Raw genomic sequence first — 24,829 nt, forward strand, 5'->3', positions numbered from 1 at the left:
CTCACGCGGTCAGCTCCGCGTAGAGCGCGCGGGTCTCATCGGCGATCGCGGCCCAGCTGAACTGCGTGCGGGCCCGCTCCCGACCGGCTTCCCCGTACTCCCGGGCCCTCTCCGGATCCGTGGCCACCTCGGTGAGGACCGCGGCGAGATCGGCGACGAAGCGCTCGGGGTCGGTCGGCGTGCCCGTCCCGTCCTGCACCTGCTCGATCGGGACCAGTCGGCCGGTAACGCCGTCGTCCACCACCTCGGGGATCCCGCCGGTCGCTGTCCCGACGACGGCGGCTCCGCAGGCCATCGCCTCGAGGTTCACGATCCCGAGCGGCTCGTAGACGGACGGGCAGACGAAGGTGGTCGCCGCGGCCAGGATCGCCGACAGCTCGTCCCGCGGCAGCATCCGCTCGATCCACACCACGCCCTTGCGGGTCTGCTGCAGCAGCCGCACCCCCTCCTGGACCTCCGCCATGATCTCCGGCGTGTCCGGAGCACCGGCGCAGAGGATGAGCTGGACCTCGGGCGGCAGCAGCCGTGCCGCCTGCAGGAGGTAGGGCAGCCCCTTCTGCCGTGTGATGCGTCCGACGAAGACGACCGAGGGCCGGTCCGGGTCCATCCCGATCGAGGAGAGGAACGCGGGGTCCTGGACAGGACGCCAGCGCTCCACGTCGATGCCGTTGTGGATCACCCGGACCCGCGCGGGGTCGACCTGCGGGTAGCTGCGGAGGATGTCCGCACGCATGCCGGCACTCACCGCGATCACCGCGGCGGCGTTCTCGTAGGCGAGCTTCTCGATCCCGCTCGACACGGCGTAGCCGCCCCCGAGCTGCTCGGCTTTCCACGGCCGCAGCGGTTCGAGGCTGTGCGCCGTGAGCACGTGCGGGATCCCGTGGAGCTGGGAGGCGAGATGACCGGCGAAGTTCGCGTACCAGGTGTGACTGTGCACGACGTCGGCGCCCGCGATCGCGGACACGATCTCCAGGTCCGTGCCGAGCGTCTGCAGCGCCGGATTGGCGCCGGCGAGACTCTCCGGTGCCCGGTAGGCGAAGGTGCCCTCCTCGTCGCGCGGCGCACCGAACGCGCGCACCGTCACGTCGATGTCCCGACGCAGCGCGGACACGAGCTCGGCGACGTGCACACCCGCGCCTCCGTAGATCTCCGGCGGATACTCCTTGGTGATCATCTCGACTCGCATTCCTAGACGCTATCGAGCGGGTTGTCCAGATGCTAGTTCCCCGCGCCGAACGGGATCTATGGTGGAGCCATGTCCGCTCCAAAGAAGGTCTTCGGGATCATCCTCGCCGGCGGCGAGGGCAAGCGACTCATGCCGCTGACGGCCGACCGCGCGAAACCCGCCGTCCCGTTCGGCGGCCAGTACCGCCTGATCGACTTCGCCATCTCGAACCTCATCAACTCCGGGCTGAGACAGATCGTCGTGCTCACGCAGTACAAGTCGCACAGCCTCGACCGGCACATCTCCCAGACCTGGCGCATGTCGGCCCTGCTCGATTCGTATGTGACCTCGGTCCCCGCCCAGCAGCGCCTGGGCAAGCGCTGGTTCTCCGGCTCCGCGGACGCGATCCTGCAGAGCATGAACCTGATCAACGACGAGAAGCCCGACATCGTCGTCGTCATCGGCGCCGACCACGTCTATCGGATGGACTTCCGCCAGATGCTCGAGGCGCACATCGAGTCCGGGGCGAAGGCGACGGTGGCGGGCATCCGTCAGCCGCTCGCCCTGGCGTCCCAGTTCGGGGTCATCGACGCCGATCCGGAATCCGGACGGATCCGGCAGTTCCTGGAGAAGCCGACCGATGCCACGGGTCTCGCGGACTCCCCGCACGAGGTCCTGGCCTCGATGGGCAACTACATCTTCGACACCGACGCCCTGATCGCGGCGGTCGAGGCCGACGGGGAGCTGCCCACGTCGAGCCACGACATGGGCGGCGACATCGTCCCGTACTTCGTCGACCGCGGCGAAGCCGGCTACTACGACATGAAGCAGAACGAGGTCCCCGGGTCGTCGCCGCGCGACCGCTCGTACTGGCGCGACGTGGGGACGATCGACTCGTTCTTCGACGCGCACCGGGACCTGATCTCGACCCTCCCGATCTTCAACCTCTACAACATGGAGTGGCCGATCCACTCGCAGGCGGTCAACTCCCCGCCGGCGAAGTTCGTCCGAGACTCGGTGGGGCGGATCGGCAACGCCATCGACTCGATCGTGTCGCTGGGATCGGTGCTGTCCGGCACGCACCTCGAACGCAGCGTCGTGGGCCCGTGGACGCTCGCCGGCGGCGGCTCGACCATCACGGACTCCGTGGTGTTCGATCACGTGCACGTCGGTCAGGGTGCCCGCGTGCACCGCGCGATCCTCGACAAGAACGTCGTCCTCGCCGACGGCGCGACGGTCGGAGTCGACCGCGAACGGGATCTCGCCCGCGGGTTCACGGTCACGGAGTCGGGGATCACGGTCGTCGGCAAGGGCGTGTTCATCGAACGCTGACGCGTCATGCGGCACGGGCTCCGGTCCCTCGGTCGCTAGGCTCGGTGGGTGACCACCGCGCGATTCCTCGTCGTCCTCGATGCCGACTCCACGCTCATCCGGAACGAGGTGATCGAGCTCCTCGCCGAGGAGGCCGGGCGTCGGGCCGAGGTGCAGGCGGCCACCGAAGCTGCGATGCGCGGGGAGATCGATTTCGCGACGAGCCTCCGCTCTCGTGTCGGCGCTCTCGCGGGTGTTCCCGTCGAGGCGTTCGCCCGCGTTCGCGCCCGCGTGGAGCCGACCCCGGGCGTCCGCGACCTCACCGCCGCCGTGCACGCTCGGGGCGGAATCGTCGGCGTCGTCTCGGGAGGGTTCCACGAGATCCTCGACGACGTCGCACCGGGACTCGGCGTGGACCGCTGGCGCGCGAACCGCCTCGAGGTCGCCGACGGCGCGCTCACGGGCCGGGTGGACGGTGACATCGTCGACGGTGCGGCCAAGGCCTTCTGGCTGCGTACCTGGGCGGAGGAGCTCCACGTGGCGCCGCACGCGACCATCGCGATCGGCGACGGCGCCAACGATCTTCCGATGATGGCGGTCGCCGGGCTGGGGCTCGCCTTCAACGCCAAGCCCGCCGTCCGCGAGTCCGCGAGCCTGGTCATCGGTCCGGTCGACCTCGGAACGGTCATCCCGCTCCTCCCCTGACGCTGGCCGATGTCCGGGGCCGGGTCTACCGCCGGATCATGGACATCATCCTCATCCCCGGCCTCTGGCTCGACGCCTCCAGCTGGGACGACGTCGTGCCCGCCCTCGTGCGCGCCGGCCACCGCCCTCGTCCGCTGACCATGCCCGGGCTCGACGCGTCTGCGGAGACAGCGGCGGGTATCGGGATCGACGACTGGGTCGCGGCCGCGGTCGCCGCCGTCGATGCCGCGGAGGGCGACGTGGTGGTCGTCGGACACAGTGGCGGAGGCAATGTCGCCTGGGGCGTCGCCGACGCACGACCTGACCGCGTGGCCAGGGTCGTCTTCGTCGACACCGTGCCCCCGCCCTCGGGTTCGGGCATCAGCGAGTTCCCGGTGCAGGACGGCGTCGTCCCGTTCCCGGGCTGGAGCTTCTTCCCGGACGAGGACGTGCACGATCTGGACGACGAGACCCGTACGAGGACCGTCCCGCTCACCCACAGCGTGCCCGCGCGGGTGCCGACGGACGAACTCGCTCTGAGCGACCCGGCACGGTACCGCATCCCCGTCACCCTGCTGATGGGAGGGCTGGATCAGGAGGCTTTCGATGCGGTGATCAGCCAGTGGGGTCCGTACGCGGAGGAGTATCGGGCGATCGACGACGCCGAGGTCGTCCGGATCGGCTCCGCGCACTGGCCGCAGTTCTCGGCGCCCGAGCGTCTCGCCGAGCTCGTCGTGCGTGCGATCGATCGCTGACGGGGAGAGCCGGGGTCAGTGCCCCATGCCGAGACCGCCGTCGACCGGGATGACGGCTCCCGAGATGTAGCCGGCGTCGTCGCTCGCCAGCCAGGTCACGACGCCCGCGACCTCATCCGGCGTCGCGAAACGCCCGGCGGGGATGTTCGCCTTGTACTGCTTCTGCGTCTCCTCGGGGAGTTCCGCGGTCATGTCGGTCTCGATGAAGCCGGGTGCCACCACGTTGGCGGTGATGCCGCGTCCGCCGAGCTCGCGCGTGAGCGAGCGGGCGAAACCGACCAGCGCGCTCTTGGAGGCGGCGTAGTTCGTCTGCCCCGCCGAGCCGTAGAGGCCCACGACGCTGGAGATGAGGATGACCCGTCCGAACCGCGCGCGCAGCATCCCCTTCGAGGCCCGCTTGACGACGCGGAAGGTGCCGCCGAGGTTCGTCGCCACGACGCTGTCGAAGTCGTCCTCGCTCATGCGCATGAGCAGGGTGTCCTTGGTGATGCCGGCGTTGGCGACGACGATCTCCACCGGGCCGAGCTGCTGCTCCACCTCGGTGAAGGCCGCGTCGAGAGCGGCGGCGTCGGTGACGTCGGCGCGCACCGTCAGGGTGCCCTCCGGGCCCTCGCCGCTGCGCGCGGTCACCGCCACCCGGTATCCCTCGCGTACGAAGCGCTCGGCGATGGCGCGGCCGATGCCGCGGTTGCCTCCGGTGACGAGGACGACGCGCTCCGCGCTCATGGGACACTCCTGGGTCTGGGGTCGAGGGCCGGGAATCCGAACCGTGATCGATCCTAGCGACGTTGCCCTCTCGCCTTCGCGACGCCTGTTTGACAGACGAGGAGCGTACTGGGACTCTGAGGGCGACGAAAGGCATCAGAGTGAGCGATCCCCGTATCTCCGGTCCGTCGGGTGAGCAGCCGCCGGCCGCCGGCTCCCCGCCTGCGTATCCGGGATTCCCGCAGTCTCCCCCGGCGCACGCCGCCCCGCCGCAGTACGCGGCCCCTCAGCAGTACGCCGCACCGCAGCAGTATGCAGCCCCGCAGCAGTACGCGGCAGCGCCCGCCCGCCCGACCAGCGGTCTCGCCGTCGCCGCGCTCGTCTGCGGCATCGCGGGTGTGGTGCTGTTCTGGGCCCTCCTGCCGATGCTCGCCTCCATCGCCGCCGTGATCACCGGCCACATGGCCCTCGGGCAGATCCGTCGCACCCCGGGCCTCGGCGGGCGCGGCATGGCGATCGCCGGGCTCGTCATGGGGTATCTCATGATCGGCGTCCTCGTCTTCACGATCGTCTCGACGATCATCGGACTGGTCGTCTTCGGCGCCTTCACCCTGCCCTTCGTCGTCGCGAGCTGACGCTCCGCACGCGCATGCCGATGTCGCTGCGGCGGCGTAGGCTGGAATCATCGTGAAGAACGCACGTCGAGTCCCGGCCGTCACCTCACTGCCGCAGTCCCCGCGGGATGAGGGTGACCACCGTGTGCGCCGATACGCCCTCACCATGACGATCCGCATCGTCTGCTTCGGGCTGATGTTCTTCGTGCAGCCCTTCGGCTGGTGGACCTGGGTCTTCGCGCTGGCCGCCGCCGTCCTCCCGTACATCGCGGTGGTCTTCGCCAACGCCGGAAGCGACAGCACGGAGACCGCCGCCGAGTCGCCGTTGCGCGAGATCGACGCGCCGCCCGCGCCGTCGCTCGCTCCGGAGACCGCCCCCGACGTCATCACCATCCGCGAAGGCCGCACGGACCGATGAGCGAGCTCATCTGCTCGCGCGCCGGATGCCGGAGCGCGGCCACGAAGCAGGTCGTCTGGCGCAATCCCCGCATCCACGCCGCCGACCGCGAGAAGATCTGGCTGGCGTGCAATGAGCACGTCGGCTTCCTCCACGACTACCTGGCCGCGCGGGACTTCCCGGTGACGGTTCGAGACGGGGTGCCCTCCTCATGAGCAACCGCCTGACCCGCTGGGGCGTGTACGTCCTCATCGCGATCGGCTTCGCGATCGCCTGCGTCTTCCTGTCGAACTGGCAGTTCGAGCGGAACGAGTCCAGGGCCGAGCAGATCGCGCTCGTGGAGCAGAACTACGACGCCCCGGCCGTCCCCCTCGCCGACGTGGTCGCCGACGACCACCTCGACCCCGCAGACGAATGGCGCCCCGTCACGCTGCAGGGCGAGTACCTCGCCGACGAGCAGCTCCTGGTCCGCAACCGTCCGCACGGAGGCACGAGCGCGTTCGAGGTCCTCGTCCCCTTCCGGGACGCAGACGGCCGCGTCCTCATCATCGACCGCGGCTGGGTGCCCCCGGGGGAGGGGCAGCTCCCGGACGCCGTTCCGTCCCCGCCGTCCGGCGAGGTCACGGTGACCGTCCGCCTGCGCCCAGGCGAGCCGCTGCCCGGGTCCGGACGCGGGGCTCCGGAGGGCCAGGTGCCCACGATCCACCTCCCGTCCATCGCCGACCTCGTCGGGGACGATGTGATCACCGGCGCCTACGGACGTCTGGTCGAGGAGCAGCCCGCCGCCGACACGGCGCTGGGTGGTTTCGAGTCCCCCACCGACGATCCGGGGCCGCACCTGTCCTATGCGATCCAGTGGATCCTGTTCGCCATCATGGGCTTCATCTTCATCGGGTACATCATCCGCACGGAGATCGTGAAGCACCGCGAAGAGGTCGAGGGGAAGCCGGCACCGGTGAAGGCGCCGAAGCGCCGCGACCGCGACGCGGACGCCGAGGACGAACTCCTCGACGCGCGCTGACGCACCCGCCGAGCGTCACGCACACGCGAGAACGCGCCGGACGCTGCGCTGCCCGGCACCCTTTCGATCCCGGACAGCGACTATGCCGATGCAGGATCGGAAACGCGCCCTCCGGACCGTCGGCAAGCACCATTTCGATCCCGCCTGCGGGACGCCTTCCACCCGCCACAGCACCCCAGCGAACGCCCAGCCGCGGGCGTCTGCGTCCTTGAGGATCAGCGTGCGCGCGTCCGGCATGCAGTCCGAATCGACCGTGGCCAGTGTCGCCGCGTGCGGTTCGGGGACGCCGGCCGCGACCGCTGCACGGGCCCCGTCCTGGAAGAGCAGCACGGGATCATCGGGAAGCTCCGCGACGCGCAGCGGTGGCGCGATGCCGGTGACGGTGGGCAGAGCCCGCGGCCACGCCGCGAGTTCCGAGGGAGGAAGGATCGGGTGCTCCACCATCCTCTGGCTATGCCACGATCCGCTACGCGAGCTCGATGAGGTCCTGGTACTCCTGGCTCCAGATGTCCTCGACGCCGTCGGGCAGGATGAGGACACGCTCGGGGTTCAGCGACTGCACCGCTCCGGGGTCGTGCGACACGAGCACGACCGCGCCCTCGTAGTGGGCCAGTGCCCCGAGGATCTCCTCGCGCGATGCCGGATCGAGGTTGTTCGTGGGCTCGTCGAGCAGCAGCAGGTTCGCGGATGACACCACGAGCGTCGCCAGCGACAGCCGGGTCTTCTCGCCACCGGACAGCACACCCGCCGGCTTGAGGACGTCGTCGCCGGTGAACAGGAAGGAGCCGAGGACCTTGCGGGCCTCCGTCTCCGTGATGTGCGGAGCGGCCGACACCATGTTCTCCAGGACCGAACGGCTGACGTCGAGGTTCTCGTGCTCCTGCGCGTAGTACCCGACCTTGAGGCCATGCCCGGGCTCGAGCTGACCGGTGTCCGGCTTGTCGACACCCGCGAGCATGCGCAGCAGCGTCGTCTTGCCCGCACCGTTCAGGCCGAGCACGACGACCTTGGAGCCGCGGTCGATCGCGAGGTCGACGTCGGTGAAGATCTCCAGCGAGCCGTACGACTTCGACAGCCCGGAGGCCATGAGCGGGGTCTTGCCGCAGGGGGCGGGCTTCGGGAACCGCAGCTTCGCGACGCGGTCCTCTTGACGCACGTCCTCCAGACCGGAGAGGAGCTTCTCGGCACGCGCGAGCATCTGGTGCGCTGCGGCCGCCTTCGACGCCTTCGCCCCGAAGCGCGCCGCCTGCTGCTGCAGGGTCGTCGCCTTCTTCTCGGCGTTGGCCCGCTCCTTCTTGCGACGCTCCTCGTCCGCGGCGCGCTGCCGCAGATAGTTCTTCCAGTTCATGTTGTAGATGTCGATGACCTGGCGGTTGGCGTCGAGGTAGAACACCCGGTTGACGGTCTCGCCCACGAGCTCGACATCGTGGCTGATGACGATCAGCCCGCCCTTGTAGTTCTTGAGGAACTCGCGCAGCCACACCACGCTGTCCGCGTCGAGGTGGTTGGTCGGCTCGTCGAGGATCATCGTCTGCGCGTCGGAGAAGAGGATGCGCGCGAGCTCGATGCGACGACGCTGGCCTCCGGAGAGGGTCGACAGCGGCTGGTCGAGGATGCGATCCGGCAGCGAGAGATTGTGCGCGATCGAGGCTGCCTCGGCCTCGGCCGCGTAGCCACCCTGCGCCTCGAACTTCTCGGTGAGCGCCCCGTAGCGCTTCATCGCCTTGGCAGCGACCGCGGGGTCGTCGGACCCCATCGCGAGCGAGGCCTCCGTCATGCCGAGGTTGAGCTGGCCGAGGCCGCGGGCATCGAGGATCCGGGTACGGGCGAGGTCTTCCGGATTGCCCGAACGCGGGTCCTGCGGCAGGTAGCCGAGTTCTCCGGACCGGGTGACGGTGCCACCCGAGGGCAGCACGTCGCCGGCGAGCACCTTGGTGAGCGTGGTCTTGCCCGCACCGTTGCGTCCGACGAGGCCGATCTTGTCGCCGTCGGACACACGGAACGAGACGTTCTCCATCAGCAGGCGCGCGCCAACGCGGATCTCGAGGTCGTGCACGGCAAGCACAGCGGACGTCCGTTCGTTCGGGAGGAGGTGATGGCCGAGCGGCCAGCCAACCAGTATATGCCGCCCTGCCTGTGGCGACGCCCGGCACGGATATCCCTCTCCAGGGTGACCGAGGCGATACCGCGGAGTGATGCCCCTCTGCCTACCCCCTGCTTACGGTGCCGGGGTGGACATCCTCAACGACCTCATCCTGCAGGCGATCGCCTCCCCCTGGCTGTACGCCGTGCTGTTCGCGGTGACCGTGATCGACGGGTTCTTCCCGCCGGTCCCGAGCGAGACGGTCCTCGTCGCCGCGGCGGCGGTGGCCGCGTCCACCGGTGACGGCAACATCGTGCTGCTGGGTGCGGTCGCCGCCGTGGGCGCCGCGATCGGCGACAACATCGCGTTCCTCATCGGCCGCCGGCTGGGCACGACCAGGTTCGCCTGGATGCGGCGCCCCCGCGTCGCCGCGGCGTTCGCCTACGCGCAGCGTGCGCTCGACCGTCGCAGTGCCACACTGATCCTCGGCGCCCGCTATATCCCGATCGGACGCGTCGCGGTGAACATGTCCGCCGGAGCGCTCGGGTTCCCGTGGCGGCGGTTCCTCCCGCTGAGCCTCATCGCCGGTGTGAGCTGGAGCGTGTTCAGTCTCGCGATCGGGCTCCTCGCCGGCGCCTGGCTGCACGACCAGCCCGTGCTCAGCGCCGCCATCGGCGTCGTCATCGCCCTGATCGTCGGCGTCGTCATCGATCGGATCGCCGCGCTCCGCCGCCGCCGTACGCCGGTCGCGCACCTGGCAGGATGAGACGCATGGCACGCCGCCGAGAGCGCACCCCGCGCCCGTCACGGATCAGCCGTCGCACCGGCGCCCTCGTGGCGCTGACCGCGGCGGTCGTCGTGCTGTACGCGCTCCTGGTCCCGCTCCAGACGGTGCTGTCCGGCACGCCGCTGCCGCTGTCCTTCCTGCTCGGCGCCGCCGTGTGCGGCGCTCCCCTCCTGATCCCCTCCCGTCCGCGGACGGCGATCGTCGTCTTCACCGCCGGCGCCTTCCTGCTGCCTCTGCTCGTCGAGCCGGCGCGCGCGATCCAGTCGCCCTGGCCGTGGTCGGTACCGGCCCTGCTCGCGTTCGTCCTCTTCGTGGGCGTGATGTCCTTCGTGCAGGGAGCCCGACTCGGCGCCCTGACTCTCGTGATCGGTGCGCTCACCTCGCTGACGGCGCCCCTGCTGCGTCCGGACATGGTCGCCACGCCGGCGAGCTCCGGCAGCGCGACAGCCAACCTCATCGTGACGACGTCGGTCGCCGCCGCGATGTTCCTCATCGCCGTCCTCGTCGCCGGCCGCGTGCGGGTGGCGGCCGAGCTGACCAGGGAGAAGGAGCACAGCGCGCTGGAGGAATCCCGGCGTGCTCTCGTGGAGGAGCGCACCCGGATCGCCAGGGAGCTGCACGACGTCGTGGCGCACAGCATGTCGGTGATCCAGGTGCAGGCGTCGACCGCGCGCTACCGGATCACAGGCCTCGATGCCGACGCCGCCGCCGAGTTCGACGACATCGCCGCCACCGCCCGGACCTCGCTCACCGAGATGCGGCGCATGCTGGGGGTGCTCCGCACGGAGGACCAGCATGCCGAGCTCGCACCGCAGCAGGGGCTGGACGACGTCCCCGCCCTCGTCGACACGATCCGCCGGGCCGGCGTGGAGGTCGGCCTCGTGCTCGAAGGGATCGAAGCCGCGTCCGCGGCTGGACCGGGCGTGCAGATCGCCGCCTTCCGCATCGTGCAGGAGGCCCTGAGCAACGCCGTCCGCCATGCCCCGGGTGCTCGTGTCACGGTCCGCCTCTATGCCGACGCCGACAGCCTGCACATCCGGGTGCGCAACGCCGCACCGGCACAGCCGACCGAGAGCCCCTCCGGCGGCTACGGCCTCCGGGGAATGCGCGAGCGCGCCGAAGTGCTCGGCGGAAACCTCGCCGCCGGGCCGTCCGACGACGGCGGCTGGACCGTCGAGGCCACCCTGCCGCTGTCCGCGACAGCCGCACCGCCCGCCTCGGCCGCCTCGGCGGAAGACAAGGAGAACCCGTGACCATCAGCGTGCTCATCGCCGACGACCAGGCGATGGTCCGCGCCGGTTTCGCCGCCCTGCTGGACGCGCACGAGGGGATCCGCGTGGTGGGCCAGGCGGCCGACGGCGCGGACGTCGTGACACTCGCCGCGCGGCTCGATCCCGACGTCATCCTCATGGACGTCCGCATGCCGGAGCTCGACGGCATCGAGGCCACCCGCCGCATCCTCGGCCCGTCATACCCGGCCGCGCACGTGCCGCGGATCCTCATGCTCACCACGTTCGACATCGACGACTACGTCTACGACGCCCTCGCCGCCGGGGCCAGCGGCTTCCTCCTCAAAGACGCCCTGCCGGAGGAACTCGTCCATGCCGTCCGCGTGGTGGCAGGGGGCGATGCACTCCTCGCCCCCAGCGTGACCCGGCGCATGATCGAGCAGTTCGCCGGACGGCGGCCGGCGTCGCGCCGGTCTGCGACGGCCCTCGCCGATCTCACCGACCGCGAACGGGAGGTCCTCGTCCTCATCGGCAAGGGCCGGTCGAACACCGAGATCGCCGGTGACCTGTTCATCGCGGAGCAGACCGTGAAGACCCACGTCGGCAAGGTGCTCGCGAAGCTCGGCCTCCGGGACCGCGTGCACGCCGTCATCCTCGCCTACGACACCGGCCTGGTCGAGCCGTCGGCCTGAGTCACCCCTGCGTAGGGGGCAGGACGGCACCACGGAGTGATGTCCCGCCCACCACCGCCTCCATAACCTCCGAGGACACCGTTCCCAGGAGGACTCATGGTCATCGCCGCGGCTCCACGCCTCAGCACCCCCACCCCCGCTTCATCCGATCACGCGGGTCACCGCGACACCGGCATCGACGTCGTGCGCGCGCTCTGCGTGCTCGGCGTCGTCCTGCTGCACGCTGTCATGGTCGGGGTCACCGTGTCGGAGACCGGGCCGGTGTTCGAGAACGCGAGCGACGGCACGAGCTGGATCGCGCCGCTGAGCTGGCTGCTGCAGGTGATGCCGCTCTTCTTCGTGATCGGAGGGTTCTCGGGGCTCCTCGCATACCGCCGCCTCCGCGCCCGCGGCGGGAGCCCGACCGCCTTCGTGGCCGGTCGGGTGCACCGGCTCCTGCGCCCGGCCCTGTTCACGGTGGGCGCGGTCGGGGTCGCGCTCGCGGTGCTCACCGTCCTCGGTGTCGCGCCGGATCTCATCGCCGTCGCGGGCTTCCGATACGGGCAGCCTCTGTGGTTCCTCGGGGTCTTCTTGCTGTGTCAGGCGCTGCTCCCCGCGTTCGTCGCCCTGCACGAGCGCGCGCCCCTGCGCATCATGGCCTTCCTCGCCGGTGCGGCCGTGGCGGTCGATCTCCTGCGGGCCACGACCGGGAACGACGCCGTGGGGTTCCTCAACCTCGCCTTCGTGTGGTTGACGATGCAGCAGCTCGGATTCCTCCTCGCCGACGGCCGCGTGGACGCCCTGCGTCGCCGCACCCGCGTCGTGATCGGCGCCGGCTCCCTCGCTCTCCTCATCGTCCTCTTCCTCGTCGGGGTCTACTCCCCCGACCTCATCGCCAACATCAACCCGCCGACGTCCGCCCTGCTGCTGGTCGGGCTGATCCACACGACCCTGTTCTCCCTCCACCGCGCGCGCATCGGGCGCTTCAGCCGTCGCATCCCGGTGGCCGCGTTCACCGCCTTCGTCACCCGGCGGACGATGACGATCTACCTCTGGCACATGCCGGTGCTCCTGGCGATGGCCGGAGCGACGGCGCTGGTCGCCCTGCTCGGCGGCGTGGCCCTTCCCGCCCTCGACAGTGCGGAGTGGTGGGCCGCCCGCCCGCTGTGGCTCCTGTCGGCTGTCGTCCTCACCGCGGTGGTCGCGGTGCGCGTCGACCGATTCGAGAACCACCCCTCGCCGGAGGCGACGGCGTCGCACCACCGCCTGGCGCTGGGAACGCTGCTGGGTCTCGGCGGAGTGGTGCTGCTCCTGGTGCTCGGCACGACGGTCGCCACCGCTGCGCTCGCCGTCCTGCTGCTGGTCGCCGCGCTGCGCCTGGCGGGACGCCCCGGCAGTGCCGTCCCCGGCACCGCCGTCGTGGCGTGACCGTCAGCCGACCCCGCGGGCGGCGAGGGCGTCGCCGACCTGATCCGCGTGGCGCAGCGTCAGCACGAGCAGCGGCACGACGCCGCGCACACCCAGGCGCACTCCTCGCGCGCGCTCCGCGTCCCGTACCCGCTGCGCGAATCCGGCGACGACGGGCACCATGGTCACCGTCAGAGACACCGCCATCGACACCGCCTCGGGATCGATCCCGACACGGCGCACGGGACGCAGGAGGCGCTGCAGCACGGCCAGGAGATCGGACATGCGCGTGGTCAGGGTGAGGAGCGCGGCGAGCAGCAGCAATGCAGCGACTCTCCCGGTGCTCACCCAGGCGGCGACGGGAGACACGAAGACGGCGAGGGCGACCGCGAGCACGACGAGGACCGCACGCAGCCGCCACAGCTCGGTCCCGGCGGCGGAGAGCGGCACGCCGGCGATCGGGTAGAGCGCGATCACGGCCACGAGGCAGACGGCGATGCTGATCGGCCCCTGCGGCACCATCGTCAGCGCGAGCGCCGCGACGGCGAGCCCGGCGAGCTTCGGGCCGGCCGGCACCCGGTGCAGCAGTCCCGCACCGACCGGGGACGGCAGGATCATGCGCACAGCCGCCGGTAGCGCGCGACGATCGCGTCGGGATCCCCCTGATCGATGACGCGTCCGCCGTCGAAGAGGATGGCCGTGTCACAGCGGGCGGCGAGCTCGAGATCGTGGGTGACGACGAGCACCTGCGCTTCCTGCGACAGGAGGAGGTCTCCGATCCGTCGCGCGTTGCGCAGGTCGAGAAGCGTCGTCGGCTCATCCGCCACGATCAGCCTCGGCTCGGCGAGGAGCACTGCGGCGAGGGCGAGCATCTGCTTCTGTCCTCCCGAGAGCGAGGACGCCGGGACGTCGGCGTGGCCTCCGAGTCCGTGCCGGTCCAGCGTCTCCAGCACCCGGCGGGCGATCTCGTCACGGGGTCGCCCTCGCAGGGACAGCGCGAGATCCTCGGCCGGGGTCGGCATCAGGATCTGGGCATCTGGATCGGTGAAGACGAAGCCCACCCGGCGGCGGACGGCGGTCCGCTCCCGGAGCGCGTCGAGGCCGTGGACGGTGACCGTTCCCGTGGTCGGCGTCATGAGGCCGTTCAGCAGCCGGGCGAACGTCGACTTCCCCGAGCCGTTCGCTCCGATCACGGCGATGCGCGGTGCGGTGAGCTCCAGCGTCACGTCGTCGAGGAGCACACGGTCGTCGATGGTCACGCTTACAGCGTCGAGACGCAGCGTTCCCGGCTCCGCGATCGTCGTCGCCTCCCGCTCCCGCCAGCGCATCCATCCTCCTGAACAGCGTTCACCTGAACGCCGTTCACTATAGTGGGGGCATGAGTCCCGAGACGAATCCCGCCCGTCACGATCGGGAGAGCGTCGCACGGACCGCCCTCGCCCTTCTCGACGAGGTGGGGTTGGCCGATCTCTCCATGCGCCGCATCGCGGCCCGGCTCGACGTACAGCCGAGCGCCCTCTACTGGCACGTGGCGAACAAGCAGGAGCTCCTCGCCGACCTCGCCGATCGGATCACCGCGACCGTCCCGGACGGAGCGGAAGGAGTGCTCGCGACCGCCCGTGCGCTCCGCGACGCCCTCTTCGCCTACCGGGATGGCGCCGAGCTCGTCCTCAGCACGTACGCGCTCCAGCTCGGCTCTGCACATGCACGCAACGCCCTGGTCGCCGCGCTCCGCACCGAGGGGGCGGCTGATGCCGAGGACCGCGGGGCGGCGCTCCTGCACTTCGTGCTCGGCCACGCCACCCTCGTCCAGCAGCGGATGCATGCCGACAGCCACGGCGCTCTCCCGACATCCGGCGAGGTCGACGTCACCGCGGGCCTGGACCGCGTGTTCGACCTGGGCGTCGTCGCGCTGGCCGGCGAGCTCAGCGCGCCCGTGACTCCGCGGCGTGCCCGAGCCTGAGCCCGGGGATCGCCGCGAGCAGCACCAGCACGGTGCCGAGCACGAAGACGACCGCGAACGCGTCAGCGCCGCCGCCGAGCGAGGCCACGGCCAGCCCGGCGAGGGCGATCGCCACCGCCGAGCCCGTAGCGTCCGAGATCGAGAGCGCCGACGAGTTGAACCCCTGGTTCGTCTCATCCGAGTAGGCGAGGGTCAGCACGGTGAGCCGCGGGTACAGCAGCCCCATGCCGCCCCCGGCGAACGCCCAGCCGATGATCACGAACACCGGGGAGACGTCGAACGCCGCCGCAGCCAGCACGCAGAGCATCGCCACCAGCAGTGCCCCCAGGCTGAGGGCCGTGATGCGGTGATTGCCCAGCCGCTCGCCGTAGCGACCCTGCGCGGCGGAGGCTCCGGCCCAGGCGAAGGCTGCCAGCATCAGCGCGATCCCGGCCCAGGTGGCGGAGAAGTCGAACTTCCGCATCAGCAGGTACGGTATGTAGGCCTCGGCGGCGAAGAACGCCCCGGCTGCGATCCCGCGCATGAGCACGACGCTGGGGAGCCCGGCGCCCGCGCGAAGCGTCCGCCGCGGCAGGAGTGGCAGCACGACGACGCCGATCGCGAGCATGGCGCCCAGAGCCACCGGCCAGCCCATCCCCGGCTCCAGCTCGGCGGACAGTCCGATGGCCACCGCGAGCATCGCCACGACGACGGCGAGCGAGAGGCGCGAGAGCAGCGCACGACGGTCCTGCGGCTCGCCGCGTCCGAGATCGACACCCCGCAGTCGGATCGCGATCATCACGAACGCGATCGCGGTCAGAACCGCCACGCCCAGGAACGCCCACCGCCAATCGAGGTACTCCGCCACCGCTCCCGCGAGGAAGGGCCCGATCATCGACGGGACCACCCAGGCGGCGGCGAACGCCGCGAACACCCGCCCGTGCAGGTGCGGCGGATACAGCCGCGCGACCACGACGTACAGGGCGACCGTCTGGCCACCCGCGCCCAGCCCCTGCACCAGCCGACCGATCAGGAACTGGGGCATCGTCGTCGCGAACCCGGAGATCAGCAGACCCAGGATGAAGAGGGTGACCGCGGCGTACAGCGCGCCGCGCGGACCACGCGCATCCGACCAGGCTCCGGTGGCGACCATCCCGATCACGCTGGTCGCGAGCGTGCCCGCGAAGGCGACGGCATACAGCGACTGGCCGTCCAGGGCATCGCTCACGATCGGCATGACCGTCGTCACCGCGAGGGCCTCGATCGCGGCGAGGAAGATCAGGGCGACAGCACCCAGGGTCACCCAGACCCGGCCGCGGTCCCAGATCGTGGCGGTGGGCTCCGCCGTCGTCATCGCTCGACGAGCGCGGCGATGCGCTCGATCGCCTCGGTGAGGATCTCGGGGCCGGTGCCGAAGTTGAGCCGCACGTGCCCGGCCCCTTCCTCCCCGAAGGCCGGGCCGAAGTGCAGCGCGACCTTCGCCTCGCGGAGGATCTTCCGGGCGGGGTTGTCGCCCCAGCCGAGGGCGGAGAGGTCGATCCACGCGAGATATCCCGCGTCCGGAAGACGGTACCGGGCGGCGGGCAGGTGGCGCGCGAGGAGGTCCTCCAGCAGCACGCGGTTCTCGTCGAGGGTGCGCAGGAGGCCGTCCAGCCACGCGTCGCTCTCCTCGGAGAACGCGGCGACGGCCGCGAGCAGACCGAACTGCCCCGTCCGCCACTCCACCTCGACCGGCAGGTCGCGCACGACCGCGGACGTCTCCTCCGCGGCGGTGACCATGAGCGCGCACTTCAGTCCCGCGAGGTTGAAGGCCTTGCTCGCGCTCACGACGGCGTAGCCGCCCCGGGCAGCCGCGTCGCTCGCGGCGAGGAAGGGCGTGAATCCCGTGCCCGGCTGGGCGAGCGGCGCATGGATCTCGTCCGAGACGACGGTCGCGCCGAACTCCTCGGCCAGTTCCGCCAACGCGGACAGCGCCTCTCGATCGTGCACGGTGCCGGTGGGGTTGTGCGGGTTGCAGAGGAGCATGGCCGTCGCACCGTCCTCGAACGCGGCGCGGATCCCGTCCAGGTCGAGCTCCCACCGCGCCCCTGTGTCGCGCAGCGGGACGCGCTGCACCTCGGCACCGGCCTCGGCGACGAGGTCGTAGAAAGGCGGGTAGACCGGAGGCGTCACGACGACGCGCTCCCCCGGCTGCGTGACGCGGCGGAGGACCTCGACGATGCCCATGCTCACGTCCGCCGTGCTGCGCATCCGCGCCGGGTCGGGACGCCAGCCGAAGCGGCGCTCCGCGAAGCCCGCATACGCCTCCGCCAGCGGTGTCCGCGAGGCGATGTATCCGGTGTCTCCCAGATCCAGCGCCCGCTGCAGTGCGGCGGTGATCGCCGGGGCGAGCGGGAAGTCCGTCTCCGCGACGAAGAGGGGCAGCACGTCTTCGGGATACTCCCGCCACTTCTCGCTGGTCCGCTCGCGCAGCTCCGACAGCGACAGAGCCTTCACCGACAGCATTCGTCCTCCGATTCTCTCCGCGCCGATGCGGAGACGTCGAAGCGGGCGTGCCCGGCACGCCCGCTTCGTCTGGTGGTCAGGTGACCGGAACGCTCAGATCGCGAACCCGAGCGCACGCATCATGTCGCGCCCGTCGTCCGTGATCCGCTCGGGTCCCCACGGCGGCATCCACACCCAGTTGATGCGGAAGCGGTCCACGACGTTGTCCAGGGCCTGCGCCGTCTGGTCTTCGAGGACGTCCGTGAGCGGGCAGCCCGCACTGGTCAGCGTCATGTGGATGACGAGAGCGTCGTTCTCGTCATCCCAGGCGAGGTCGTAGATGAGTCCGAGGTCGACGACGTTGATCCCGAGCTCAGGATCCATCACGTCCTTGAGAGCCTCGGTGACCGCGTCGTACTTCTCGTCCGTCAGGGTCGCTGTCATGCGATCAGCCTACGCCTCGATGGGAGCGGAGGGGTCGAGGAACCGGTCGTAGCCCTCGTTCTCCAGACGGTCGGCGAGCTCGGGGCCGCCCTCCTCGACGATCTTGCCCGCGACGACCACGTGCACGTAGTCGGGACCGATGTAGCGGAGGATCCGGGTGTAGTGCGTGATGAGCAGCACACCGAGACCGGTGGACTCCTTCGCACGGTTGACGCCCTCGGAGACGATCTTCAGCGCGTCCACGTCGAGGCCGGAGTCGGTCTCGTCGAGCACGGCGAACTTCGGCTTGAGCACCTCGAGCTGGAGGATCTCGTGGCGCTTCTTCTCGCCGCCCGAGAAGCCCTCGTTGACGTTGCGCTGCGCGAACTTCGGGTCCATGCGGAGGTTGGCCATGGACTCCTTGACGTCCTTGGTCCACTGCCGGATCGAGGGCGCCTCGCCGTCGAGCGCAGTCTTCGCGGTGCGCAGGAAGTTCGTCACCGTCACGCCGGGGATCTCGACCGGGTACTGCATGGCGAGGAACAGACCGGCGCGGGCGCGCTCGTCGACGCTCATCGCCAGGACGTCCTCACCGTCGAAGGTGATGGAGCCGGAGGTGACCGTGTACTTCGGGTGGCCGGCGATCGTGTAGGCCAGGGTGGACTTGCCGGAGCCGTTGGGGCCCATGATGGCGTGGGTCTCACCGGTGTTCATGGTGAGGGTGATTCCGTTGAGGATCGGGGTGGTCCCCGCCTCGGTCTCGACCGTCACATGCAGGTCGCGGATCTCGAGAACAGACATTCTTCAGACTTCCTTCGTCACAGCGGGATCGATGAGCACGTCGTCGCCGTCGATCTCGACGACGTAGACCGGGACGGGCTCATATGCGGGGAGATTCTGGGGCTTGCCGGTGATCAGGGAGAACGCAGAGCCATGGGCCCAGCACTCCACCGTGTCACCTTCTACGAAGCCCTCGGACAGCGAGATGTCGCCGTGGGTGCAGGTGTCGCCGATGGCGTGGATGACGCCCTCGCCGTCCTTGATGACCGTGATCGGCACGCCGTCCGGCTCGACGCGCAGCGGCGTGTCCTGCTCCAGCTCGGAGACGCCGCAGACGCGCTGCGCGCTCACGCGTCCACCTCGGCGAGCTCGGCCTCGATGGCGGCCAGCAGCTCCGACTCCAGGTCGGGGATGCCGAGGCGCAGCACGATGTCGGTGAGGAAGCCGAGCACCACCAGCCGACGGGCCTCGTCCTCCGGGATGCCGCGGGCCTGGAGATAGAAGAGCTGCTCGTCGTCGAAGCGGCCGGTGGCACTCGCGTGCCCGGCCCCGACGATGTCGCCCGTCTCGATCTCGAGGTTCGGGATGGAGTCGGCGCGTGCGCCCTCCGTGAGCACCAGGTTGCGGTTGGCCTCGTAGGAGTCGGTGCCGGTGGCGTCCGCCCCGATCAGCACGTCGCCGATCCACACGCTGTGGGCGCTCTCGCCCTGCAGCGCGCCCTTGTAGAGCACGTCGCCGGTCGTGTGCGGGCCCTTGTGGTGCAGGTACACCTGGCTCTCCAGGTGCTGACCGGAGTCGGCGTAGGACAGCCCGTAGAGGTAGCCCTCCGAGCCGGCACCGGCGAGCTCGACGCTCGGGTTCACGCGCACCACGCCGCCGCCGAAGCTGACGACGAAGTGCTTGAGGGTGGCGTCGGCCGCGACCCGCGCCTGGTGGGCGGCCGCGTGCACGGCGTCGTCGTCCCACTGCTGCACGGAGACGACGGTGAGCTTCGCCCCGTCACGGACGATGATCTCGACGTTCTGGGCGTACTGCGCCGAGCCCTTGTGCTGCAGCACCACCGTGGCGGCGCTGTGCTCGAGGGCCTCGATCACGATGTGGGCGTCCGCCCGACGGTCGGCGCCGGTGCCCGTGAGCGACAGGAAGATCGGCGCGGCGACCTCCTCCTCGCGCGGGATGCGGATGTGCAGGGCCTCGGAGGCGCCCTGCCACGCGACGGCGGCGGTGATGTCCTCGGCGAGGAAGACCTCGCCGCGCGGAGCGGTTCCCGCCGCGAGCGGCGCGGCGACGTACTGCTCGCCGGACGTGAAGGAGTACTGCACGCCCTCGTCGCCCTCGGCCGTGCGGAACAGCGGCGTGAGCGCGGCCACCGGCGTGTGCTTCCAGTTCACCTCGCGACCGGTCGGCGTGCCGAAGTCGTCCGGGTCGAACGAGTGCGGACGCTCGGAGCGGGTCTGCACCGGGACGAATCCGGCGTCCGCCACCTGGGCGGCCGGGTCGATGTGCGCGTTCGTGTGCTGCGCCTCGCTGGGCGCTGTCGTCGAGGCCGCCATTTAGCCGACCGATCCTTCCATGCCCATCTCGATGAGCTTGTTCAGTTCCATCGCGTACTCCATCGGGAGCTCGCGCGCGATCGGCTCGATGAAGCCGCGCACGATCATCGCCATCGCCTCGTCCTCGGGCATGCCGCGAGACTGCAGGTAGAAGAGCTGCTCCTCGCTGACCTTGGAGACCGTGGCCTCATGGCCGAGCTGCACGTCGTCGACACGGATGTCGATCGCCGGGTAGGTGTCGGAACGGGACTTCGTGTCCACGAGGAGGGCGTCGCAGCGGACGGTGTTCGCCGAGTGATGGGCGGCAGCGTCGACACGCACCTCGCCGCGGTAGCCGGCACGGCCACCCCCGCGGGCGATCGACTTCGAGACGATCGACGACTGCGTGTACGGCGCCATGTGGATCATCTTCGCGCCGGCGTCCTGGTGCTGGCCGGGGCCGGCGAAGGCGACGGAGAGGGTCTCACCCTTGGCGTGCTCACCCATCAGGTAGATCGACGGGTACTTCATCGTCACCTTGGAGCCGATGTTGCCGTCGACCCATTCCATGGTCGCGCCCTCGTGCGCCACGGCGCGCTTGGTGACCAGGTTGTAGACGTTGTTCGACCAGTTCTGGATCGTCGTATAGCGCACGCGGGCGTTCTTCTTCACGATGATCTCGACGACGGCCGAGTGCAGGGAGTCCGACTTGTAGATCGGGGCCGTGCAGCCTTCGATGTAGTGGACGTAGCTGTCCTCGTCGGCGATGATCAGGGTCCGCTCGAACTGGCCCATGTTCTCGGTGTTGATGCGGAAATAGGCCTGCAGCGGGATCTCGACGTGCACGCCCTTGGGGACGTAGACGAACGAGCCGCCCGACCAGACGGCGGTGTTCAGCGCGGCGAACTTGTTGTCGCCGGCGGGGATGACCGTGCCGAAGTACTCCTCGAAGAACTCGGGGTGCTCGCGCAGGGCGGTGTCGGTGTCCATGAAGATGACGCCCTGGGCCTCCAGGTCCTCGCGGATCTGGTGGTACACGACCTCGGACTCGTACTGCGCAGCCACACCGGCGACCAGGCGCTGACGCTCGGCCTCGGGGATGCCCAGGCGCTCGTACGTCTCGCGGATCTCCTCGGGGAGGTCTTCCCAGCTCTGCGCCTGCTTCTCGGTGGAGCGGACGAAGTACTTGATGTTGTCGAAGTCGATGTCGCTGAGGTCGGCGCCCCAGGTCGGCATCGGCTTGCGGCCGAAGAGCTGATAGCCCTTGAGACGGGTCTTCAGCATCCACTCCGGCTCGTTCTTGAGGGCCGAGATCCCGCGGACGACCTCTTCCGAGATCCCGCGTTTCGCGACGGCACCCGCGGCATCCTCATCGTGCCAGCCGAATTCGTACACCCCCAGACCATCGAGCTCCGGGCGGTCGATCAGCACATCCGACATGCAACACTCTCCTCACAGGTCCCAAACGGTGTCATCCGCCCCGACACACCTGATCCCCGTCGAGTCTGCGGGAGCGGGTGCCGTTGGTGGGGCCCTCATCACGGGCGCTTCCATCGCGCCTAAACTGTTGACGATGCTTCAGCGCTGTCAGCGCTCATCGCAACAATCCGATTCTACAGGTTCCGCCTGACGGACGGGCCGTGCGCCACGTCTTCGACGGGCCGGAGGACTTATGCCCGAGACGACCATCCCCGCCCCCTCGACGAACAGGGCGACCGCCTCCCCCCGCTCCGCGGTGTGGGGTCGTGCGCTCACCGTCTTCGCGTGGCTGTCGTTCCTCAGCGAGACGATCATCATCGGCACCGGCGGCGCCGTGCGGCTGACCGGATCCGGCCTCGGCTGCACCGAGTGGCCGCTGTGCACGCCCGAGTCGCTCGTCCCGATCGTCGAGGTGCAGGGCATCCACGGGATGATCGAGTTCGGCAACCGGCTGATGACCGGCGTCGTCGGGATCATCGCGATCGCCGTCGTCCTGCTCGTCCTGCACACCATCAGCGGCCGCCGGGCTCTCATCGACGCCCTGTGGTTCGCGGTCGGCGGTCTCGCCGGCGCGGCCGTCGCCTTCGTCCTGGTCTCGCTCACCGACTTCCCGGCGTTCCCCGTCGCCTCCGCCGTGCTCCTGATCGCGGTGATCGCGGCGGCGGTCCACTCGGTGCGCACGACGCCCGCCCGGCGGGACCTCGTCCTCCTCGCCTGGCTCGTGCTGATCGGCGTCGTCGCACAGGCCCTGGTCGGCGGCATCACCGTGCTCACCGGCCTGAACCCCTTCATCGTCGGGTTCCACTACACGTCGTCGCTCCTGCTCGTCTGCATCACCGCCGCGTTCCTCGTGCGGCTGGCGACTCCGGAAGGACCGCGAGAGCGGGCCGTCCCCACCTGGTTCGCGATCGTGACGCACGTCACCGGCCTCGCCCTGGCCGTGACCATCCTGTTCGGCGTGCTGACGACCGGATCCGGCCCGCACTCGGGCGACGCCGACGTGCTGCGCCGCGGCTTCGACGCCACGATCCTCGCCCATGTCCACTCCTGGCCGGGATACATCCTGGCCGCCCTCGTGCTCTTCCTGACGGTATCCGCCTGGGTCTTGCGCCTCGAGCCTCGCCGGTGGCTGCTCGTGCTCGTCATCGCGATCCTCGTGCAGGTGGCCGTCGGCGTCTGGCAGGCGCGGGAGGGGCTGCCGCCGGTGCTCGTGGGCATCCACATGGTCCTGGCATCGCTGTCGGCCGCGACCTACACGGTCGTCGTGCTGCACCTCAAGCGCACCGCGTCCGTCGCGTCCGTCGGCGGTTCATGACCCGCGACGACGACCGGGGCGGGGAACGGGGCGACGGCTTTCGTCGATTGCGCTCTACTCCGAAGCTTCATCCACGAGCCGGAACTCGATATCGAGGACATCATCCGGGTCATGGAAACGGATTGTGCCTGATCGGAACGGAACGTCGAAACTGGCGCGGCTGACGTCCCAGTCCCCTTGCGACGCTTCCAAGAGCCCAGGAACGACCCACCAGTCCTGTGGCGATGCCATGGCCACTCGATGACGCTCTACTTCGAAGGTTCGTCCACGAGACGGAACTCGATTTCGAACAATCCCTCCGCATCTTGGAAACGGAGGGTGCCAGAGCGGTACGGGACGAAGTAGATGCGAGGTTCCACGTCTCGCGGTCCCTGTGATGCCTCTTCAAAATCGAAGGCAATCTCCGTGTCGTCCCGTGCGGTGAGCCACCTGCCCCTGGCGTTGAAGTCGCTGTCTGCGTCTCTGCCTTGGAGCGGGTTGAAGGACGCATCAATCATGGTGAAGGTGCCGTCGGGGTGGATGGAGAGGGTGCCTTCGTCACCGTCGATGGCGACCCATTCACCAACTGGCGAGGTGATCTGTGGGCCCGTACAGCTAGTGAGAGCGAGAAGAGCAATCGCGGTGACGCTCGCGAGTATCAGGTTTCCGTGACGGGAGAATCGAGAGTTCATGGGTACACCGTCTCGGTCCAGACGATGGTTTGGTGATGCGTGGCCCATCGCCCCTCTCTCGCATTCGCTTCCGACATCGCCTCGAATACACCAGGGAAGTGTGCTCCCCCGGTGAGGGGCATACGGGTGGCGGAATCGATCGACGTGTCGTTGTTGATCACAAACGTCACCTCGACCCCACCATCCGGCAGCGGCTCCTCAGCTCGGACTTCAAGGTTGTAGGAGCCGAGGAAGGTCTCGGGCAGGTTCTCTCCGCCGAGCACGGCATCCGGAACATTACCCGTCATCGTGCTGGAAAGAAGACTGACCCCGTCGACGCCGAGCACCCACGGTTGATCGCTGATCGACCGATTGTAGATACCAACCTTCTCCGAGGTGAGGATACCAGCGCGTATGTCGTCGAGTACTTGCTCCCGGGTTGCGGTGATGTGGGCACTGCGCATGAGGGTCTGCACGAAGATGTCGTTGTCGGTGACGACGGCACCGCGTTCATCACCCGTCCGAAAATGCTCGAACAGATCCATCACCCGGTCATTCGTCGCGTCTCTTCGGGTTCCAGGAACCGGATCGGTGGTGCAATCCAGATCACCCCACCCGAGTGAGGCCGCCGTCGCAAGCGAAACCGCGAGGTCACTATCAGCCGCTTGACGGTCGACTGCGAGTTTTTCAACGCTGTCGCGGCGGTGCTGGCCGCTGCGCGGGCTTCTTGTTCGGCGGCGAACCGGTCCCCGGGCTCGCCGCCGAAGGACGCATCGTTCATCACTCCGCTCAGGGCCGCCTGTGATGCTGCGAGTTCTTCTTTCAGAGGCTCGGCGAGTCGGGAGATTTCCACCACGGCATCTCGGTACGTGATGATCGATTTCCTCGCGGTTGTCATCGCATCAGTGGAGTCGTCAAGGCGGCTGTGGAATTCCTCGAGGCGTGTACGGAACGCGTCCGCAGCGCGGCCGCTCCACGCATCGTCAAGATCACGCAGAATCGTCGACACCACATCCTGTGCGTTGGCCAGGTCCACAAGCTGAGCATCAGCCCAAGCAATGGCGGTGGCGAACGCGGCCGTGTCACCGGCCCCGGGATCGCGGTCCGTCCAATGCACTGTCATCGCTCCAACGCCCCGATGGACGTCGCGAGTGAGTCGAGATGGGCATGCTCCCCCGCCACAAAATCAGCCAACGCCCCGTCCAGCCCACCAGCGAGCCGCCTACAGGCGAGCGAGAGAAAGCCGAGCGCATCCGACCACCCGCCAGCAAACACCTCTGCCGCAGACGCGACGAGATCACTCCCAGCGATCGAGAGATCAAGGCCCGACTCGTCCCCCGGTCCCACCTTGAAGTCGTGCAGCAACGTAGACGTCGCCTCTACAGCCACAAAATC

General features: G+C 69.5%; 29 protein-coding genes. 13 read left to right on the forward strand and 16 right to left on the reverse strand.

The features are described 5' to 3' along the window. Position 1 precedes the first annotated feature (1 nt). A complete protein-coding gene (gene glgA / locus BK819_RS12605; RefSeq protein WP_071329465.1) occupies positions 2–1,186 on the reverse strand; it encodes a glycogen synthase in 1,185 nt (394 codons plus the stop codon). 69 nt (positions 1,187–1,255) lie between these two features. Between glgA and BK819_RS12610 the strand changes: the two genes are divergently transcribed. Genes BK819_RS12610 through BK819_RS12620 form a run of 3 tightly spaced genes read left to right on the forward strand, consistent with a single transcriptional unit; the run spans position 1,256 to position 3,915 of the window. Beyond that, the gene (locus BK819_RS12610) at positions 1,256–2,497 is read left to right on the forward strand and encodes a glucose-1-phosphate adenylyltransferase (RefSeq protein WP_060921847.1); all 1,242 of its coding nucleotides are present in this window, start codon (positions 1,256–1,258) and stop codon (positions 2,495–2,497) included. Between the two features lie 48 nt (positions 2,498–2,545). Beyond that, the gene (gene serB, locus BK819_RS12615) at positions 2,546–3,181 is read left to right on the forward strand and encodes a phosphoserine phosphatase SerB (RefSeq protein WP_071329466.1); all 636 of its coding nucleotides are present in this window, start codon (positions 2,546–2,548) and stop codon (positions 3,179–3,181) included. A 38-nt stretch (positions 3,182–3,219) separates the two neighbouring features. Then, complete coding sequence (locus BK819_RS12620; RefSeq protein WP_071329467.1) at positions 3,220–3,915, forward strand: alpha/beta fold hydrolase; 696 nt, start codon at positions 3,220–3,222, stop codon at positions 3,913–3,915. A gap of 15 nt (positions 3,916–3,930) precedes the next feature. Here the strand turns inward: BK819_RS12620 and BK819_RS12625 are convergent, their stop codons facing one another. After that, the gene (locus BK819_RS12625) at positions 3,931–4,641 is read right to left on the reverse strand and encodes a beta-ketoacyl-ACP reductase (RefSeq protein ID WP_060921849.1); all 711 of its coding nucleotides are present in this window, start codon (positions 4,639–4,641) and stop codon (positions 3,931–3,933) included. Between the two features lie 140 nt (positions 4,642–4,781). Between BK819_RS12625 and BK819_RS16580 the strand changes: the two genes are divergently transcribed. From BK819_RS16580 to BK819_RS12645, 4 genes are read left to right on the forward strand one after another with little or no spacing between them, the layout of a single operon-like run. Then, positions 4,782–5,255 carry a DUF4190 domain-containing protein gene (locus BK819_RS16580; protein WP_256209468.1) on the forward strand — a complete coding sequence of 158 codons (474 nt, stop codon included), beginning with the start codon at positions 4,782–4,784 and terminating at the stop codon, positions 5,253–5,255. A 52-nt stretch (positions 5,256–5,307) separates the two neighbouring features. Next, positions 5,308–5,652: a DUF3099 domain-containing protein gene (locus tag BK819_RS12635; RefSeq protein ID WP_083391784.1), complete on the forward strand. Its 345-nt coding sequence runs from the start codon at positions 5,308–5,310 to the stop codon at positions 5,650–5,652. Then, the gene (locus BK819_RS12640; protein ID WP_071329468.1) at positions 5,649–5,846 is read left to right on the forward strand and encodes a hypothetical protein; all 198 of its coding nucleotides are present in this window, start codon (positions 5,649–5,651) and stop codon (positions 5,844–5,846) included. The genes BK819_RS12635 and BK819_RS12640 overlap by 4 nt, the downstream gene beginning before the upstream one ends. Continuing rightward, complete coding sequence (locus BK819_RS12645) at positions 5,843–6,652, forward strand: SURF1 family protein (RefSeq protein ID WP_071329469.1); 810 nt, start codon at positions 5,843–5,845, stop codon at positions 6,650–6,652. The genes BK819_RS12640 and BK819_RS12645 overlap by 4 nt, the downstream gene beginning before the upstream one ends. A 15-nt stretch (positions 6,653–6,667) precedes the next feature. Here the strand turns inward: BK819_RS12645 and BK819_RS12650 are convergent, their stop codons facing one another. Then, positions 6,668–7,096, reverse strand: coding sequence for a pyridoxamine 5'-phosphate oxidase family protein (locus tag BK819_RS12650; RefSeq protein WP_071329470.1), 429 nt, complete (start codon positions 7,094–7,096; stop codon positions 6,668–6,670). 22 nt (positions 7,097–7,118) lie between these two features. Further along, complete coding sequence (locus BK819_RS12655) at positions 7,119–8,717, reverse strand: ABC-F family ATP-binding cassette domain-containing protein (protein ID WP_071329471.1); 1,599 nt, start codon at positions 8,715–8,717, stop codon at positions 7,119–7,121. Between the two features lie 166 nt (positions 8,718–8,883). On the opposite strand from BK819_RS12655, the gene BK819_RS12660 reads away from it, so the two are divergent. The 4 genes from BK819_RS12660 to BK819_RS12675 all read left to right on the forward strand — a co-directional run bounded on the left by BK819_RS12660 (position 8,884) and on the right by BK819_RS12675 (position 12,850). Continuing rightward, the gene (locus tag BK819_RS12660) at positions 8,884–9,501 is read left to right on the forward strand and encodes a DedA family protein (RefSeq protein ID WP_071329472.1); all 618 of its coding nucleotides are present in this window, start codon (positions 8,884–8,886) and stop codon (positions 9,499–9,501) included. A 5-nt stretch (positions 9,502–9,506) separates the two neighbouring features. Continuing rightward, positions 9,507–10,775 (forward strand): sensor histidine kinase, encoded by a 1,269-nt coding sequence (locus BK819_RS12665; RefSeq protein WP_083391785.1) that lies wholly within the window; start codon positions 9,507–9,509, stop codon positions 10,773–10,775. Continuing rightward, the gene (locus BK819_RS12670; protein ID WP_071329474.1) at positions 10,772–11,443 is read left to right on the forward strand and encodes a response regulator transcription factor; all 672 of its coding nucleotides are present in this window, start codon (positions 10,772–10,774) and stop codon (positions 11,441–11,443) included. Before BK819_RS12665 ends, BK819_RS12670 begins: the two co-directional genes overlap by 4 nt. A 96-nt stretch (positions 11,444–11,539) precedes the next feature. Further along, a complete protein-coding gene (locus tag BK819_RS12675; protein WP_083391786.1) occupies positions 11,540–12,850 on the forward strand; it encodes an acyltransferase in 1,311 nt (436 codons plus the stop codon). Between the two features lie 3 nt (positions 12,851–12,853). Here the strand turns inward: BK819_RS12675 and BK819_RS12680 are convergent, their stop codons facing one another. Together BK819_RS12680 and BK819_RS12685 are read right to left on the reverse strand one after the other, a co-directional pair. Continuing rightward, complete coding sequence (locus BK819_RS12680; protein ID WP_071329607.1) at positions 12,854–13,447, reverse strand: energy-coupling factor transporter transmembrane component T; 594 nt, start codon at positions 13,445–13,447, stop codon at positions 12,854–12,856. Then, positions 13,444–14,157: an energy-coupling factor ABC transporter ATP-binding protein gene (locus BK819_RS12685; RefSeq protein WP_071329475.1), complete on the reverse strand. Its 714-nt coding sequence runs from the start codon at positions 14,155–14,157 to the stop codon at positions 13,444–13,446. The genes BK819_RS12680 and BK819_RS12685 overlap by 4 nt, the downstream gene beginning before the upstream one ends. Before the next feature lie 50 nt (positions 14,158–14,207). On the opposite strand from BK819_RS12685, the gene BK819_RS12690 reads away from it, so the two are divergent. Then, positions 14,208–14,792, forward strand: a complete 585-nt coding sequence (locus BK819_RS12690) for a TetR family transcriptional regulator (protein WP_071329476.1) — start codon at positions 14,208–14,210, stop codon at positions 14,790–14,792. Here BK819_RS12690 and BK819_RS12695 read toward each other — a convergent pair. The 7 genes from BK819_RS12695 to sufB form a co-directional block, all read right to left on the reverse strand. Next, on the reverse strand, positions 14,755–16,125 hold the full coding sequence (locus BK819_RS12695; protein ID WP_071329477.1) for an MFS transporter: 1,371 nt from the start codon (positions 16,123–16,125) through the stop codon (positions 14,755–14,757). The two genes, BK819_RS12690 and BK819_RS12695, sit on opposite strands and share 38 nt — an antisense overlap. Continuing rightward, positions 16,122–17,276: a MalY/PatB family protein gene (locus BK819_RS12700; RefSeq protein WP_071329478.1), complete on the reverse strand. Its 1,155-nt coding sequence runs from the start codon at positions 17,274–17,276 to the stop codon at positions 16,122–16,124. Before BK819_RS12700 ends, BK819_RS12695 begins: the two co-directional genes overlap by 4 nt. A 93-nt stretch (positions 17,277–17,369) precedes the next feature. Next, entirely contained in the window at positions 17,370–17,699 is a 330-nt protein-coding gene (locus BK819_RS12705; RefSeq protein ID WP_017202280.1) for a metal-sulfur cluster assembly factor, read from the reverse strand. A gap of 9 nt (positions 17,700–17,708) precedes the next feature. Further along, on the reverse strand, positions 17,709–18,479 hold the full coding sequence (gene sufC, locus BK819_RS12710) for a Fe-S cluster assembly ATPase SufC (protein ID WP_071329479.1): 771 nt from the start codon (positions 18,477–18,479) through the stop codon (positions 17,709–17,711). A 3-nt stretch (positions 18,480–18,482) separates the two neighbouring features. Next, complete coding sequence (locus tag BK819_RS12715) at positions 18,483–18,809, reverse strand: non-heme iron oxygenase ferredoxin subunit (RefSeq protein ID WP_071329480.1); 327 nt, start codon at positions 18,807–18,809, stop codon at positions 18,483–18,485. Beyond that, entirely contained in the window at positions 18,806–20,011 is a 1,206-nt protein-coding gene (sufD, locus tag BK819_RS12720; protein WP_071329481.1) for a Fe-S cluster assembly protein SufD, read from the reverse strand. Before sufD ends, BK819_RS12715 begins: the two co-directional genes overlap by 4 nt. Beyond that, positions 20,012–21,430, reverse strand: a complete 1,419-nt coding sequence (sufB, locus tag BK819_RS12725; protein ID WP_025103651.1) for a Fe-S cluster assembly protein SufB — start codon at positions 21,428–21,430, stop codon at positions 20,012–20,014. It abuts the gene before it with no gap. A gap of 232 nt (positions 21,431–21,662) precedes the next feature. On the opposite strand from sufB, the gene BK819_RS12730 reads away from it, so the two are divergent. Beyond that, positions 21,663–22,784: a heme A synthase gene (locus BK819_RS12730; protein ID WP_071329482.1), complete on the forward strand. Its 1,122-nt coding sequence runs from the start codon at positions 21,663–21,665 to the stop codon at positions 22,782–22,784. 248 nt (positions 22,785–23,032) lie between these two features. Here BK819_RS12730 and BK819_RS12735 read toward each other — a convergent pair whose 3' ends face one another. From BK819_RS12735 to BK819_RS12745, 3 genes are read right to left on the reverse strand one after another with little or no spacing between them, the layout of a single operon-like run. Next, positions 23,033–23,455: a hypothetical protein gene (locus BK819_RS12735; protein WP_071329483.1), complete on the reverse strand. Its 423-nt coding sequence runs from the start codon at positions 23,453–23,455 to the stop codon at positions 23,033–23,035. Further along, the gene (locus tag BK819_RS12740) at positions 23,452–23,979 is read right to left on the reverse strand and encodes a hypothetical protein (RefSeq protein WP_143049300.1); all 528 of its coding nucleotides are present in this window, start codon (positions 23,977–23,979) and stop codon (positions 23,452–23,454) included. Before BK819_RS12740 ends, BK819_RS12735 begins: the two co-directional genes overlap by 4 nt. Next, positions 23,979–24,557, reverse strand: a complete 579-nt coding sequence (locus BK819_RS12745) for a putative T7SS-secreted protein (RefSeq protein ID WP_143049301.1) — start codon at positions 24,555–24,557, stop codon at positions 23,979–23,981. Before BK819_RS12745 ends, BK819_RS12740 begins: the two co-directional genes overlap by 1 nt. Positions 24,558–24,829 lie beyond the last annotated feature (272 nt).

Source organism: Microbacterium sp. LCT-H2 (assembly GCF_001866135.1).
Taxonomy (GTDB): domain Bacteria; phylum Actinomycetota; class Actinomycetes; order Actinomycetales; family Microbacteriaceae; genus Microbacterium.